General features: G+C 71.6%; 16 protein-coding genes and 1 tRNA gene. 9 read left to right on the top strand and 8 right to left on the bottom strand.

Features of this window, described 5'->3' with window-relative positions:
- Nucleotides 1-154: 154 nt before the first annotated feature.
- The 3 genes from ETD85_RS50840 to ETD85_RS50830 all read right to left on the bottom strand — a co-directional run bounded on the left by ETD85_RS50840 (nucleotide 155) and on the right by ETD85_RS50830 (nucleotide 2432).
- Nucleotides 155-565, bottom strand: coding sequence for a hypothetical protein (locus tag ETD85_RS50840; protein ID WP_138697058.1), 411 nt, complete (start codon nucleotides 563-565; stop codon nucleotides 155-157).
- 83 nt (nucleotides 566-648) lie between these two features.
- On the bottom strand, nucleotides 649-1269 hold the full coding sequence (locus tag ETD85_RS50835) for a response regulator (protein WP_138697057.1): 621 nt from the start codon (nucleotides 1267-1269) through the stop codon (nucleotides 649-651).
- A complete protein-coding gene (locus ETD85_RS50830) occupies nucleotides 1257-2432 on the bottom strand; it encodes a sensor histidine kinase (protein ID WP_170247294.1) in 1176 nt (391 codons plus the stop codon). Before ETD85_RS50830 ends, ETD85_RS50835 begins: the two co-directional genes overlap by 13 nt.
- Before the next feature lie 74 nt (nucleotides 2433-2506).
- Between ETD85_RS50830 and ETD85_RS50825 the strand changes: the two genes are divergently transcribed.
- Nucleotides 2507-2692: a hypothetical protein gene (locus ETD85_RS50825; RefSeq protein ID WP_138697055.1), complete on the top strand. Its 186-nt coding sequence runs from the start codon at nucleotides 2507-2509 to the stop codon at nucleotides 2690-2692.
- Between the two features lie 99 nt (nucleotides 2693-2791).
- Here ETD85_RS50825 and ETD85_RS50820 read toward each other — a convergent pair whose 3' ends face one another.
- Together ETD85_RS50820 and ETD85_RS50815 are read right to left on the bottom strand one after the other, a co-directional pair.
- A complete protein-coding gene (locus ETD85_RS50820) occupies nucleotides 2792-3310 on the bottom strand; it encodes a hypothetical protein (RefSeq protein ID WP_138697054.1) in 519 nt (172 codons plus the stop codon).
- Between the two features lie 226 nt (nucleotides 3311-3536).
- Nucleotides 3537-3608 (bottom strand) — tRNA-Asn (locus ETD85_RS50815).
- Nucleotides 3609-3734: 126 nt separating this feature from the next.
- On the opposite strand from ETD85_RS50815, the gene ETD85_RS50810 reads away from it, so the two are divergent.
- The gene (locus tag ETD85_RS50810; protein ID WP_138697053.1) at nucleotides 3735-4052 is read left to right on the top strand and encodes a YtxH domain-containing protein; all 318 of its coding nucleotides are present in this window, start codon (nucleotides 3735-3737) and stop codon (nucleotides 4050-4052) included.
- 100 nt (nucleotides 4053-4152) lie between these two features.
- On the opposite strand, the gene ETD85_RS50805 is transcribed toward ETD85_RS50810, so the two are convergent.
- From ETD85_RS50805 to ETD85_RS63900, 3 genes are read right to left on the bottom strand one after another with little or no spacing between them, the layout of a single operon-like run.
- Complete coding sequence (locus tag ETD85_RS50805; RefSeq protein WP_138697052.1) at nucleotides 4153-4626, bottom strand: hypothetical protein; 474 nt, start codon at nucleotides 4624-4626, stop codon at nucleotides 4153-4155.
- A complete protein-coding gene (locus ETD85_RS50800; RefSeq protein WP_170247293.1) occupies nucleotides 4623-5897 on the bottom strand; it encodes an amylo-alpha-1,6-glucosidase in 1275 nt (424 codons plus the stop codon). Before ETD85_RS50800 ends, ETD85_RS50805 begins: the two co-directional genes overlap by 4 nt.
- A 32-nt stretch (nucleotides 5898-5929) precedes the next feature.
- Entirely contained in the window at nucleotides 5930-6088 is a 159-nt protein-coding gene (locus ETD85_RS63900; RefSeq protein ID WP_170247292.1) for a hypothetical protein, read from the bottom strand.
- Between the two features lie 160 nt (nucleotides 6089-6248).
- Here ETD85_RS63900 and ETD85_RS50795 point away from each other — a divergent pair, with 160 nt between their 5' ends.
- The 7 genes from ETD85_RS50795 to ETD85_RS50765 are packed head-to-tail and all read left to right on the top strand — an operon-like array spanning nucleotide 6249 to nucleotide 14473.
- Entirely contained in the window at nucleotides 6249-7433 is a 1185-nt protein-coding gene (locus ETD85_RS50795) for a coiled-coil domain-containing protein (RefSeq protein ID WP_138697050.1), read from the top strand.
- Entirely contained in the window at nucleotides 7430-9574 is a 2145-nt protein-coding gene (locus tag ETD85_RS50790) for a serine/threonine-protein kinase (RefSeq protein ID WP_138697049.1), read from the top strand. Before ETD85_RS50795 ends, ETD85_RS50790 begins: the two co-directional genes overlap by 4 nt.
- On the top strand, nucleotides 9571-10389 hold the full coding sequence (locus ETD85_RS50785) for a PP2C family protein-serine/threonine phosphatase (protein ID WP_240779968.1): 819 nt from the start codon (nucleotides 9571-9573) through the stop codon (nucleotides 10387-10389). The genes ETD85_RS50790 and ETD85_RS50785 overlap by 4 nt, the downstream gene beginning before the upstream one ends.
- A complete protein-coding gene (locus ETD85_RS50780) occupies nucleotides 10382-11668 on the top strand; it encodes a vWA domain-containing protein (protein ID WP_138697047.1) in 1287 nt (428 codons plus the stop codon). The genes ETD85_RS50785 and ETD85_RS50780 overlap by 8 nt, the downstream gene beginning before the upstream one ends.
- Nucleotides 11668-12315: an FHA domain-containing protein gene (locus ETD85_RS50775; protein ID WP_138697046.1), complete on the top strand. Its 648-nt coding sequence runs from the start codon at nucleotides 11668-11670 to the stop codon at nucleotides 12313-12315. The genes ETD85_RS50780 and ETD85_RS50775 overlap by 1 nt, the downstream gene beginning before the upstream one ends.
- Complete coding sequence (locus ETD85_RS50770) at nucleotides 12312-13670, top strand: hypothetical protein (RefSeq protein WP_138697045.1); 1359 nt, start codon at nucleotides 12312-12314, stop codon at nucleotides 13668-13670. The genes ETD85_RS50775 and ETD85_RS50770 overlap by 4 nt, the downstream gene beginning before the upstream one ends.
- Nucleotides 13667-14473, top strand: coding sequence for a transporter substrate-binding domain-containing protein (locus ETD85_RS50765; protein WP_138697044.1), 807 nt, complete (start codon nucleotides 13667-13669; stop codon nucleotides 14471-14473). Before ETD85_RS50770 ends, ETD85_RS50765 begins: the two co-directional genes overlap by 4 nt.
- The last annotated feature ends 190 nt before the right edge of the window (nucleotides 14474-14663 follow it).

Here is a 14663-nt window from a genome sequence, read left to right as displayed (position 1 = left end):
CCCTCCGGGCACCGCGCCCCCGGCCCCTCCGTGAAGCGCGCCAGAGACACCCGGGGGCGCGCGACGGTGCTCGACCGTCGGGCGCCCCCGGGTGTGCGGGCCGTCCGCATCCACCACCGGCCGATGCTCGGGCGCCCCCGGATGTGCGGGCCGTCTACCGCCGCACGTGCTCGTCCCAGACGCACGTGAGGTGGACGACACGCCCGCGATGCCACCGCTTGCCGGCCTTGCGCGGCAGCTCCCGCGCCGGAACGCTGATCGACAGCCGGTCGGCGGGCACGGTCGTGACGCCCTCCTCGGTGACCGACTCGGCGAGCTCCGGCTCGATGAACTCCTCCTCGACCAGCTCCGCGACCTTGGCCTTGGAGAACTTGACGATCTTGCCGTCGTTCATCCAGCAGGTGAGCCTGCCGCCGTGGACGGCCCGCTCACCGGGGCCGTGCACCCGTACCAGCCCCTCGCCCGGATCGCCGTTCGAGCCGTCGGCCGCCAGCGCGGACCCGGCCATGCCCGTCAGGCCGAGCGCGGCGGCCGTGACGACGATGGCGACGCGTCGCTTCAACATGGGGTCTCCTCCCCGAGATGGTTCGACCCCCCGAGAGTGACCCGCCGCACCTGAAGCGAGGCTTAACGCAGCCGAAGTGATCTTCAGGTACGCCGCCGCACCAGCCCCAGGTCCAGCGCGGCCAGCACGGCCGAGGTCCGGTCGGAGACGCCCAGCTTGCCGAAGACCCGCAGCAGGTGCGTCTTGACCGTGGCCTCCCCGATGTACAGCCGCCGGCCGATCTCCGCGTTCGTGAGCCCTTCCGCCACCAGCTCCAGCACCTCCCACTCCCGCGCGGACAGCGCGGGCGGCCCGGGCGCGTCCCCGCGGACGGCCAGCCGCGCGGCGACCGACGGCGAGAGCACCGTCCGGCCGCGCGCCGCCGCCCGCACGGCCTCGGCCAGCTCGGCCGGCGACACGTCCTTGAGCAGGTACCCGGCCGCGCCGGCGGCGACCGCCCGCAGGATCTCCCCGTCGTCCTCGTACGTGGTCAGCACGATGACCCGCTGCCCCGGCCCCAGCCTGCTGATCGCGCTCACCCCGTCCCCGCCCGGCATGCGCAGGTCCATGAGGATCACGTCCGGTCGCAGGCGGGGCACGATCGCCACGGCCTCGTCCGCCGATCCGGCCTCGCCGGCGACCTCGATGTCCGGCGCGGCCAGCAGCATGCCGCGCAGCCCTTCGCGCACGACGGGATGGTCGTCGACGACGATCACCCGGAGCACGGCACCTCCACCGTGACCGTGGTCCCCTCGCCCGGCCCGCCGGTGACGGACACGGTCCCGCCGACCCGCGTCACCCGGCTGCGCATCGCGCGCAGGCCGTACCCGCCGGTGCTCGTTTCAGGGGCGAAGCCGCACCCGTCGTCCCGGATCGTCAAACGCACGGCCGCGCCGCGGACGTGGTCGAGGGTGAGACGCACGGAGCTCGCGCGAGCGTGCTTGCGCACGTTGGCCAGCCCTTCCTGCGCCGCCCGCACCAGGACCTCCTGCACGTCGATGGGCACCTCGACCGGCGCGCTCGTTCCCGGGTCCCGGACGGCCACCTCCACCGGCAGCTCGAACCCCTTCGCCAGCCGCATCAGCGCCTCCTCCAGCGACGCCCCGTCCAGCGCGGGCGGGGCGAGCGCGGCGATGAGCGCGCGCGTCTCGGCGAGGTTCTCCCTGGCCGTCTGCATGGCCCGCGTCACGTGCCGGTCCCGCCCGTCGCCCGTCCAGGGCCCGGCGGCCTGCAGCAGCATGATGATGCCCGCGAAGCCCTGGGCCAGCGTGTCGTGGATGTCGCCGGCCAGCCGCTCCCGCTCGGCCAGCCGCCCGGCCTCCTTGCTCACCTCGGCCAGCTCCTCCCGGGTCCGGTCGAGCTCCTCGATCAGCCTGGCCCGCTCGGTGTTCTGCCGCCCGAGCCGGCCGATGAACACCCCGAGCAGCGAGCTGGCCGACAGCCCCAGCACGATCGCCACCGCGATCAGCACCGGATCCGACCCGAGCGTCACCATGAGCTGGACCGCGGGAGCGGCGAACATGGCCACCATGACCGCCACCGCCTGCGGCGTCCGCAGCGACATGAACGCCATCGGGATCAGCGCCGAGAGCGCCACCGCGGACTGCGGCGCGACCAGGTCGGCCGGGGCGAACAGGACGATCATGACGGCGGCGTGCCACCAGCTCTCCCTGACGGGCACGACCTGCGCCCGCACCGCCTTGCGCCCCCACCTCAGGTAGGAGACGGTGATCAGGGCCAGCAGCACGATGGCGACCGGCGCGCCGCCGTCCACCAGGATGATGGAAATGGTGGCGACCAGCACGATCGCGAAGTACGCGTCCCAGTAGGGGTAGGAACGCAACCAGGCGTTCTCCGCCCGCGCGTCCACCGGGCTACCGCGAGCCATGACTGGCATCTTACGACGACATGTCCACCGATCGGTGGATACCCCGGGGCCCTGCTCCGCGTGATCGTAGAGGCATGAACCAGAAGTCCTACCTCCGGCTGATGCTCGCCCTGACGCTGATCTTCGGCGCGTCGATCGCCGTCCTCGCGCTGCTCCAGGTCGGCGACATCGGCATCGTCGCGGCCGTCGGCGGCATCATCCTCGGCCTCGGCTGGGCGCTCGCCGGCACCGTGGCCGGCCGGCGCAACCGCGCCTCCTGACCCGCACGGGCCGAAGCCGCACACGAACGAGGCCCCCTCCCCGGACCCCAGGAGAGGAGGCCTCGCACCGCGGCTCTCGACTTTCCGCCGGGAGACGTCTCAGCGGGTTTCCATGATGCAGCGAACCCCGTTCGGGTTGAATGCTTGCTTCGGAGCCGACGTCGAGGTGCTGCGGACCTTCTTGGTGTACACGTTGTAAACGCTCTTGGTGACCGTGTACCACTTCCTGGTCCCCCGCGGATAACCCCGATAGATCTGCCGGTTCGAGGTGAACTTCCGGGAAGTGCAGGACGCCGCGACGGTCGTCGTGGACGACGAGCTCCAGCCGAGCTCAGCGGCGACGACCTTCACCGAGACCCCCAGCGCGACCTGGAAGGTTCGCGTCGCCGAGTACGACCTGGTGATCGCGCAGGTGCCGCCGATGTCCGCGGAGCAGGTCGCCAGCACCTCCCTCGGGTTGTACGCCGAGTTGATGGTTCCAGTGACCTTGACGCTGTACGTGGCCACGTCTCCTGGAATCGCACTCGACGCGGACGCGTTCGGCGCGGTGACCACGCCGAAGGTCAGCAGACCGAGAGTGCCGACGCTCGCAGCCATCCATCGTCGCACTTGGATCATGAATTGCTCCCTGCTGCCCGGTAAGCGCGTGACGTCGCCCTGAACCCGGAGGTCAGCATAGGAAGGCCCGGTATATCGCCGGTATGGCGTGCCACGGGCGCTCTCCCGCCGGCCTGCTGAGACCAGGGACGCGGCCTTCGGGCCCGGGCAGCAGCTCCCCGGACGGCCCCTGGAACGACGCAGGCCCCCTTCCTTGATCAAGGAAGGGGGCCTGCGTGCTCTGCGGCTCCCGCGATAGGACTCGAACCTATAACCTGCCGGTTAACAGCCGGCTGCTCTGCCGTTGAGCTACGCGGGATCGAACGTCTGCCCACTTGGTGGGGCCTGCTGGGCCCCTCCGTCGTGCGCAGGAATAGATTAGCGCACTCCGGGAGTGCGTGTCGCATCGTAACTGGGGTAGGCCCGGAGACAGCGGAGGTGCAAAATGCGTTATCGGATGACATTCGCCGTTGGTCTGGCAGTCGGCTACGTGCTGGGCAGCCGGGCCGGGCGCGAGCGGTACGAACAGATCAAGCGGACGGCGCAGCGTGTCGCCGACAACCCCAGGATGCAGGAAGTAGCCGGGGTGGTCGGCGCGCAGGCGTCCAAGTTCGCCGGGATGGCCAGGATGAAGGTCGGGGACACGTTGCAGCATCGGATCCCCTTCCTCAACGCCAATGACGACAAACCGGACACCGGAACCGGCTGGCCGGAAGAGGACGTCATGGACAGGAAGGCCCGCGAGAGCGGCATCCCTTACTGAGCGGCTCGGTGAGCCGTCCCTGACCGAACCGCTACCGAAGGAGCCGCCCCTCACGGAGCAGCTCCCGGCCGGCGCGACGCATGGGTGTGGGCAGCCCCCCTCACACGCCCATGCTGCGCCGGATCCCCTCAAGGGCCTGCTCGGCCTGCGCCCGCAGGCCGGGGTCCTCGGGGTCGAGGCCGTCGTCGAAGACGAAGGTCCAGCCGAGCACCTCACCGCCGGGCGGACGCCTGGCCACCAGCCGTACGCCGCCCCGCCCGGGCAGGCTGACGTGCTTGTTCACCACGATCGTCGAGTTGACCCGCTCCCGCACGGTCTCGGGCAGCAGCCGTGGCTCGGAGATCCGTTCGAAGTGCCGCCCCCCGGCGGTGGTGACGACCCGCACGCCCTCCTCGTCCCACGAGGCCCGGTCGATCTCCTCGTACGGCAGCCGGGTCCCGTCGGGCAGGTGGAGCGCGAGGTTCGTGGCCACCACGTGGCCCGACTCGGCGGCGGCGAACGTCAGCACCCGCTCCCCCGGCTCGGTCTTCAGGGACTTGCGCACGTCGGCGGGCAGGCGGCGGAGAAAGCTCATTCCACCACGGTATCGGCGAGCAGATCGAGGGTGAGCGCCGCGCTCCACGAGAAGTCCCGGCACCCGCGGCCGCTGCCGTCGAACGGGTCGAAGCACTCCCGGAAGCCGGCCTGCCGCACCAGCCGCAGCGTGCCGTTGGTCAGCTGGTGGCCGAGCTGGTCGAGCGAGTGGACGGCGGCGGCCCTGCGTAAGAGCCAGTTGGTGTTCACCCACGAGGGCCCGCGCCAGTAGCGCGTACGGTCGAACTGGGCGGCGCGGATCTCGCAGCTCGGCACCGGATAGCCGGTCGCGCCCATGAACCTGGCCGATTCGAGCACCTCCACGGCCGCGTGCAGCTGGTCGTCGGGCAGCCCCGGGTCCAGCAGCGGCCCGAACGCGCCCACGGTGCACACCTTGATCAGCCGGTCGGTACGCAGGTCCCTGGCGTAGTAGCAGCCGTCCCAAAGGCGCTCGATCATCGCTTCCCTGATGCGCTCGGCCTGCTCGGCATGGGGCGTGGGGTCCGCGCGGGCCAGCGGCGCCAGCTCCGCCATGGCCTGGCAGGAGGCCAGCCAGATCCCGTTGAACATCGGGTCCTCGATCGCGAACGGATGCTCGTCGCGCAGGTAGCCGGCGCTGTATCCGGCGTCCCGGTAGCGCATGGCCAGCCAGACGTAGCGGTCGTGGTCGCTGTCCGGATGGCGCTCCTCCAGCTCCACGTTGCGGTAGCCGTACTGGATCATGGGCAGTGCGGCCAGCGGCTGGTCCCAGGCGGGGCTGTCGTCCATGCCCGACTCCCAGGGGTGCACGATCGCGGCCAGCCCGGCCCCGCCCAGGTCGCGGGCGGAGGCGAGGTAGGCGTGCTGGGCCACCAGCGCCGGGTACGCCTGCCTGACGAACGCGGCGTCCCCGGTGTGGCGGTAGAGCCACCACAGGGCCAGCGCGTGCAGCGGGGGCGAGGTGAGCCCGGAGGTGAGGACGTTCGGGGCGGCAGCGTGCTCCTGCGAGCGCCACACGGACGGCCCGGGGAAGTACGCCTCGCGGGTGTGGAAGACGATGTGCGGCAGCATTCCCGTCGCCCACTGCCCGCGCAGCAGGCTCAGCAGCTCATCCCTGGCCCGGTCCGGCCGATGCCTGGCCAGGCCGATGACGATGAACGCGGAGTCCCAGCTCCATTGGTGCGGGTAGAGACCTGGCGCGGGCACGGTGCCCGTGCCTGTCCAGTTCGCCTCGAGCACGGCCAGCGCCTCGCGCCCGAGCGCGGCATCGTCGACCGCCGGCCGCGCCTCCATCACCCAACTATGCCTGGGGATGCCGCAGGAAGCTATGTCCTCTTGGCCCACTTCGTCAGAAGCATGACGCCGAGCGCGACGGCGCCGATGATGAGACCCCACTTGAGCAGGGTGAGAGCGAGGCCCACGATGGGGCCGAGCAGTACGAGCGCGGCGATGACCGCCGCGATGATCAGAAGAATGCGTCCCATGTCTCTAACGGTAGGAGATCCTTTAAGCCGATTGCAGGTGAGACAGGGTTGAATCAGGGACAAGTCAGGGGTCCCCCCTACGCTTAGGAACCAACCGGTCAATCCCCCCGTTGTGCCGGTTAGAACCGAGGCGACGGGGACCCGCTTCACGGGGAGCGTGATGAGCCTGGGACCACCCATGAGCAGGGAGGGCGCCGAGTACGCGCTGCGCGCTCGCGCAGACGAACGCGACCGCATCTCGGGCGACCTGCTCGATCTCGAATCCCACACCACCTACCAGTTACTCAAGGGAGCCTCCTTACGCGGCGCGACCGCGCGGCGATGGACGGCCGCGCATGAGTCGCTGGCCACGCTGTGGTCGCTGAACGACGCCTATCGCGCGGTGCTGCGGGACGCGGAGCAGATCAGGGCCTCGCGCGGCAAGCTCGGCGCCGAGCAGCTCGCCGAGCTGACCGAGCTGCTCTCCGGCGCCTCCGTCGTGCTGCGGGCCGCGGCCAAGCCCGTCGAGCAGCGCTCGTTGCTCCCCCAGTCGGACGAACGGCTGACGCTCGACCAGACCGTGGCGCGGATGGACGCCGCCTTCAGGGCGGTCACCTCCGCGCTCAACGACATCGACGCCGTGTGGAACGCCGTGCTGCCCCGCCTCGACGACGCCGACGGCGTCCTGCGCAGGATCCGCGAGCTCGAACGCGAGCTCGGCGAGGGCGGCGGCCTGGCCGAGCAGGAGACCGAGCTGCGGCGGATCCGGGTCTCGGTGCTGGAGGACCCGCTCGGCGCGGCCGTCGAGCCGGACCTCGACCGGCTGGCCCGCCTGCTGGCCACCTCCCGCGCCGAGCTCGACCTGGCCATCACCGTCAAGAACGAGTACGCCAGGCGGCGCGAGGAGCTGATCGCCACGCTGGACCGGGTCAGGGCCGCCGAGAGCGAGGCCCGGCTGGCCCACGGCACGGTCGTCGTGAAGATCGCGCTGCCGCCCCAGGCCCAGCCGCGCAGCCGGGTAGAGGCGCTGGCCGGCGAGCTGGACGCGCTCGACGCCTCCGCCGGCACCTGGGTGATCAGGGCCAAGCGGCTGGCGGCGCTGGAAGGCGAGGCGCTCAAGGCCGCCGGCCAGGCTCAGGCCACCGCGAAGGCGCTCTACGGCCTGGTCGGCCGGCGCGACGAGCTGCGGGGGCGGCTCGGCGCCTGCCAGGTGATGGCCGTACGGAAGGGGATGGCCGAGGACGCGGCCGTCTCCGAGCTGTTCGAGCGGGCGCGGGCGTTGCTGTGGAGCGCCCCCTGCGATCTGACGAGGGCGGCGGCGGCCGTCGAGACCTACCAGGGCGCGATACACGGAGGTAAGCGATGACCCGCTGCGCGCAGCCCGGCTGCACGGGGACGATCGACGAGGGCTACTGCGACCTGTGCGGCACCGCGGCGAACTCGCCGCCCGCCCGGAGCGCCCAGTCCTCCGCGCCCTCGCCGACGCAACCTCCCTCGCCGCAGACCCAGCCGGTGAGCAGGTCGCTGAGCTCGCCGGTGAGCAGCGGCAGGTCGCGGGCCGGCGTGCTGGCCACGATCGCCGACCTGCCCGCGATCCCCGCGCGCGACCCGGCCGGCGCCGTGATGACCAATCCCGAGGTGCCGGAGGAGAAGCGCTTCTGCGCCAACCCGGCGTGCGGGGAGAAGGTGGGGCGTTCCAGGGAGGGGCGGCCGGGGCTGACGGACGGGTTCTGCCCGCACTGCCGTACCCAGTTCTCCTTCACCCCGAAGCTGAACAAGGGCGACCTGGTGGCCGGCCAGTACCGCGTGCTGGGCTGCCTGGCCCACGGCGGCCTCGGCTGGATCTACCTGGCCGCCGACGAGAACCTCGACGGCATGTGGGTCGTGCTCAAGGGCCTGCTCAACACCAACGACGCCGAGGCGCTGGCGGCGGCGGAGGCCGAGCGCAAGTTCCTCACCACGGTCGACCACCCCAACATCGTCAAGATCCTCAACTTCCAGCGCTCGGCCGGCCTCGGCTACATCGTCATGGAGTACGTGGGCGGCCAGTCCCTGCACGAGCTGCGCCGCCAGGGCCCGCTGCCGCTGCGCGAGGCCCTGATGTACGGGCGGGAGATCCTGCACGCGTTCGGCTACCTGCACGAGCACGGCCTGGTCTACTGTGACCTCAAGCCGGCCAACGTGATCAGGGTCGGCAAGCGGCTCAAGGTCATCGACATGGGCGCCGTGCAGCCGATCGGCTCGCCGCCCGGCTCGTCCTGGGCCACGGTCGGCTACCACGCGCCCGAGCTGGAGACCATGCCGTCGTCGGTCGCCTCCGACCTCTACACGGTGGCCAGGACGCTGGCGGTGCTGGCCATCCCCGGCTTCAGCCCGGCATCGGGCGGCTCGGCCGTGCCGCTGCCCCAGGACTGCGGGCATCCGTCGTTCACCCGGCTGCTGCGCAAGGCCACCGCCGTCAATCCCGCGGACAGGTTCCAGAGCGCGTGGGAGATGGAGGACCAGCTGGTCGGGGTGCTGCGGGAGATCAGCGCCGTCGAGGACGGCGTGCCGTACCCGGCGCCTTCCACGCTGTTCGGGCCCGAGCGCCGGGCCGTGGGGACAGCGCTGTCGGAGGAGGACCCGCAGGCGGTGTTCGGGCCGCTCGACCCCGCGCTCGTGGCCGACGTGCTGCCGGTGCCGCTGGTGGACCCGGCCGATCCGGCGGCGGGCGCGCTGGCCGGCCTGCTCGGCGGCGACAGCAAGGAGCTGATCGACCAGCTCGCCGCGATGCCGCCGACGCCCGAGACCAAGCTGATGCGGGCCAGGCTGCTGGCCGAGGAGGGCTCGCCCGAGACGCCCATCGCGCTGAACGAGCTGGCCGCCCGGCTGCCGGGCGACTGGCGGGTCACCTGGTACCGCGGGGTGCTCGCGATGTCCACGCGGCAGCCCGACCTGGCCGTGTCGATCTTCGACGCGTGCCTGTCGATGCTGCCCGGCGAGCTGGCCCCGAAGCTGGCCCTGGCGTTCGCGCTGGAGTGCGCGGGCCGGCCCGCCACCTCCTTCTACGAGGTCGTCTGGCGCACCGACCACTCCTACGTGAGCGCGGCGTTCGGCCTGGCCAGGACCGGCAAGATGAGCATGCTGGACGAGGTGCCGCCCGCCTCCAGCTACCGGATGGCGGCCCAGGTGGCGCTGGCCGCCTCCGTGGTCAGGCGGCCCGACCTGACCGGGCTGGCCGCCGCCGACCTGGTGGGCGCGGCCGGCCGGCTGGCCAACCTGACCGACCTCGACCCGCGCCGCCGCGACCTGCTCACCGCCGAGCTGCTGGGCCACGCCCTGACCTGGCTGGAGACGAACCAGCCGCCCCCGTCGCTGAAGCTGGCCGAGGCCCCGTTCACCGAGCAGGGGCTGCGCAGGCGGCTGGAGTCCATCTACCGCAAGCTGGCGGTCGCCGCCGATTCCCGGCACGAGCGTCACACGCTCATCGACCAGGCGAACGCCGTACGACCGAGGACGTGGCTGTGATCTGTCCTGTATGCGAAGCTCCGGTGCTGGCCGGCGACACCTACTGCGAGGCCTGCGGCCACGCGCTGGGCGCGCCGACCTGCGCGTCCTGCGGGGCCGCGGCCGTCGACGCGGAGGGCTACTGCGAGCGGTGCGGCCTGCGCCAGCCCACGGGCCGGGACCACGCGGAGACCGTGCTCGACGGCGGCGCGGCGGCCGTGACGGACAAGGGGCTGCGCCGCAGCCGCAACGAGGACGCGATGGCCCTGCTCGCGGCCGGCGACGCGGTCGTGACCGTGGTCTGCGACGGCGTGGGCAGCTCGCCCAGGGCGGACGAGGCGTCCGCGGTCGCCGTCGAGACCGCGGCGGCCGCGCTGGCGCGTGGGCTGTCGCAGCAGGAGGCGTTCGAGCTGGCCGGGCGGGCCGTGAGCAAGCTGGCCACCTCCCTGACCGACGCCCCCGCCTGCACCTACGTCAGCGCCGTCGTCGCGCGGGGCCGGTTCACGCTCGGCTGGGCCGGCGACACCCGGGCCTACTGGCTGCCCGACGGCATCCTGCTGACCGAGGACGACGCGGTGGAGACCGGCGAGATCACCGCCTGGCTCGGCGCCGACGCCGAGGGCGTCGCCCTGCACGTCCGCACCCTCACCCCGCCGGAGCCCGGCCTGCTGCTCGTCTGCAGCGACGGCCTCTGGCGCTATCTGGACGGCTACGCCTTCCCCACCTCGGGGACCCCCCTTGAGATGGCCCGCGAGATGCTGCGCCACGCACTCGACTCCGGGGGCCAGGACAACGTGACGATCGCTTTGATCCCCCTAGGAGAATCGCATGGGTGACCAGCCCGTTTTCACTCTGAACATCGATCAGAACAAGTATCTCCCGACCGACGGCCGTGAGGTGCACGCCATCCTCACCATCGGCTCCACTGGCGGGGTCACCACGCAGGCGGTCGACGCGGAGGCCGCCGAAGTGATCATCGTGGACACGTCGGGGTCGATGAGCGGCAGCAAGATCCGTGAGGCCAGGCAGGCAGCCGTGACCGCGGTGCAGACCTTGCGCGACGGCGTCTACTTCGCGGTGATCGCCGGCACGGACAAGGCCAGGGTCGTCTTTCCCGGCGGCACCCCGAGCCTGGTCAAGGCCACCCCGGCCACCAAGGCGGAGGCCGTGCGGGCAATCGGCCAGCTGCTCGCGCACGGCGGCACGGCGATGGGCGAGTGGCTGAAGCTGGCCGGGCACCTGCTCAACAGCCGCCCTTCGGCGATCAGGCACGCGCTGCTGATGACCGACGGCCAGAACAACGAGCGCGCCGAGGTGTTCGGCTCGGTGCTGGCGGCGTGGAGCGGCAAGTTCGTCTGCGACTGCCTGGGGGTCGGCGACGACTGGGTGCCCGCCGAGCTGCGCAAGGTGGCCGAGGCGATGCTCGGCACGTTCGACTTCGTCCGGAACCAGGGGGATCTGCCGGAGTTCTTCCGCCGGCTCACGCAGACGTCCATGAGCAAGACGGTGGCCGAGCTGTCGCTGCGGGTGTGGGTGCCGCAGACCGCGACGCTGAAGTTCGTCAAGCAGGTCTCCCCCACGCTGCTCGACCTGACCGGCAAGCGCACCGATGTCAACCCGCTGACCGGCGACTACCCGACGGGCTCGTGGGGGGCCGAGGAGCGCGAATATCACCTCTGCGTCGAGGTGCCGCCCGGCCAGATGGGCAACGAGATCAGGGCCGGCTGGGTCAAGCTCGTCCGCCCCGACACCCAGGAGGTCGTGGCCAGCGGGAACGTGCTGGCGCAGTGGACCGACGACCTGGCCCAGTCCACCCGGATCAACCGGAAGGTCGCCCACTACACCGGCCAGGCCGAGCTGCACGAGCTCATCCAGGACGGGCTCAGCGCCCGGGCCATGGGCGACGTCGACACCGCGACCGCCCGGCTGGCCAAGGCCCGGCAGATCGCCACCGAGTCGGGCCGCGAGGACACCGCCCGCCTGCTGGAGAAGGTGGTCGAGGTCGATCCGGCCACCGGTACGGCCAGACTCCGCAGGAACGTGGACAAGGCCGACGAGATCGAGCTCGACACCGGCTCGGTGCGTACGAGCCGGCTGCGCAAGGAAGGAAGCTGATGGCGACCTGTCCACAGGGGCACGCCTCGGGCGACGACGAATACTGCGACGTCTGCGGCACGCAGATGGCCGGGGCCGGTGCGCAGTCCGCGCCCCGGCAGCCCGCGACCCAGGCCCCGTCCCAGCAGTCCGGCGCCGAGAGCTGCCCGGTCTGCCAGACGCCGCGCGCCGGCCAGTTCTGCGAGGTGTGCGGCCACGACTACAGCGGCACCGGCGCTCCCCTCCAGGTCCCGGTGACCGGGGCCCAGTGGGAGGCGGTCACCGCCGCCGACCGCACCTACTACGAGAAGATCATCGCTGAGGGCGGGCCGGACGCGGACGCGGTGGCGTTCCCGCCGTACTGCCCCGAGCGCTCTTTCGGCCTGTACGGCGAGCAGGTCCGCATCGGGCGGCGCAGCAAGGCCAGGAACCTGGCGCCCGAGATCGACCTCACCGGCCCGCCGGAGGACCCGGGCGTCTCCCACCTGCACGCCGTGCTGCTCGCCCAGCCGGACGGCTCGTGGATGATCGTCGATCCGGGCTCGGCCAACGGCACCCAGGTCAACGGCAAGCCCATCAAGGTCAACGTGCCGGTCAGGATCGGCGCGGGCGATCGGATCCACCTGGGCGCCTGGACCGTGATCACGATCAGGGAGGGCACGCCGTGACCCTGGTACAGACCCGGGGCGCCCCGTTACCGGTACGCCGCAGCGTGCCCGGCCGCATCCGGGTCATCTCCGGCATCACCGTCGCCTCGCTGGCGCTGCTCTTCGCGGCGCTCGCGGTCGGCAGCTCGTCGGCCCGCGACGGGTTGCGGATCATCGGCCGCGACGCGGGCCCGCAGGTCGTCGCCACCGCCGGCCTCTATCTGGCGCTGAGCGACATGGACGCGCAGGTGGCCAACGCGCTCGTGATGGGCGATCAGTACGCCCAGCAGCGCGGCGCGGCGCTCGCCCAGTACGAGGCACGGCGTTCCGCGGCCAACCAGGCGCTGCTGAAGGCGTTCGAGCTGTCGGGCGACAATCCCGCCGAGCGCAGGACCGTGGAGTCGGTGCTCGACGGGCTCGGCCGCTACGAGCGACTGGCCGGGCAGGCGCTGCTGCTCAACGAGCGCGCCAAGCACGCGCCCGGACCGCCGCCGCAGGAGGTGGTGCAGACCTACCGCGCCGCCACCGACCTGATGCGGCTCGTCCTGCTGCCCCAGGCCTACAACCTGACGTTGGAGAGCGGCACGATCGTGCGCCGCACCTACGACGAGAAGGCGCTCATGGTGCCGCTCCTCCGGATCGCGGTGCTGCTGGCCGGGCTGCTCGCGCTCGGCTGCCTGATCTGGCTGCAGGTCTTCCTGGCGCATCGCTTCCGCCGCGTGTTCGGCCCCGCGCTCATGACCGCCACGATCGCCACCGCGGTCGCGCTGGTCTTCGGGGCGAACGTGCTCAGCCAGGACGAGCAGGCGCTGCGGACGGCCAAGTCCGCCGGGTTCGACTCGGTGCTGACGCTGGCCAAGACGCGGGCGATCAGCAACAGCATGCAGGGCGACCAGAGCCGCTACCTGCTGGACAAGGAGCGGGCCGACACCTACGAGCACACGTATCTGGACAAGTCGCTGTCGGTCCTCTACTTCGAGGCGGGCAACCTGGACACCTACCACGCCGAGGTGGCCAAGGGCTCCGACAACTTCCTCGGCATGCTGGGGCCGGAGATCGTCGGCAAGGCGGGCAGCGACGTGGTGGAGGCGTACCGGGCCTTCCAGCTGGCCGACACGAAGTTCCGCGAGCTGGCGCTGAGCGGGCGGACCAACGAGGCGGTCGCCGAGCGGCTGGGGTCGGTCACGACCGCGTTCGACGCCTATGACGAGGCGCTGGTGGTGCTGGCCGACACGCACGAGGCGGTCTTCACGAGCGCGATCAACAGGGGCGAGGGCGCGCTGAACAACCTGTGGCGGCTGCTCCCCTTCGCCATCGGCGTCATCGGGCTGCTGGTGATCGCCGGGGTGTGGCCACGACTCAAGGAGTACCGGTGAAGCGGGTGCTGGCAGTGGTCCTGGCCCTGGCCGCGACGGTCGTCGCGGGCTGCGGGGTCGGCGGTCCCGAGTCGATCCTGGACAAGGACAGCCTCGTCATCGGGGTACGCCCCGACCTGCCGTCGGTCGGGTTCCGCGGGCCCGACGGCAAGTTCGACGGCTTCGACGTGGACGTGGCCCGGTATGTGGCGGGCAAGCTCGGCAAGGACTTCTCGTTCCTGCCCGTGCTGGCATCCGACCGGGAGAAGGTGCTGGTCAGCGGGCCGGCCGATCTGGTGCTGGCGACGTACACGATCAGCCAGGACCGCAAGGCGAAGGTGCTGTTCGCGGGGCCGTACCACATCTCCTACCAGGACATCCTGATCAGGCCGGACGAGACGATCAAGAACGTGCGCGACCTCAAGGGGCGCCGGATCTGCGAGGTCAAGGGCTCGAACGCGGCTCAGCGGGTCGTGGAGGAGCGCAAGGTGGCGGCGCAGGTGGTGCCGTTCGCGGACTACGCGCAGTGCCTGGCCGCGCTGAAGGGCAGGCAGGTCGACGCGGTCACCACCAACGACGTCATCCTGGCCGGGCTGGCCCAGCAGGACGGCTCGGGGCTGCGGCTGGCGCGGGCGCAGTTCAACGAGCAGCGGACCGGGGTCGGCCTCAGGAAGGGCGACGTGCCCGGCTGCGAGGCGGTGAACCGGGCGATCACCGACATGTACCAGGACGGGACGGCGGCCAAGCTGCTGCACAAGTGGTTCGGCAAGTCGGGGCTCGACCTGACGACGATCGCGGTGCCGCAGTTCGAGGGGTGCTCGTGACCCCTGACCGGCTGCTCGTCACCTCTGACCGGCCGCTCGTCACCCATGACCGGCTGCTTGTGACCCCGTGGGCGTGGTGCTGTCGATCGTCGTTCTCACCTCGGCCGTCTACGCCATCATCGAGCGGGAGTGGAACCCGCTGGTCATCGGTCTGGCCGTGGTCGCGCACGCGGCCTTCGTGATCTGGGAG

Source organism: Nonomuraea zeae, assembly GCF_005889725.1.
Taxonomy (GTDB): domain Bacteria; phylum Actinomycetota; class Actinomycetes; order Streptosporangiales; family Streptosporangiaceae; genus Nonomuraea; species Nonomuraea zeae.
Note: the sequence above shows the minus strand (reverse complement) of the source record. Positions and strands in the feature narration are given on the sequence as shown.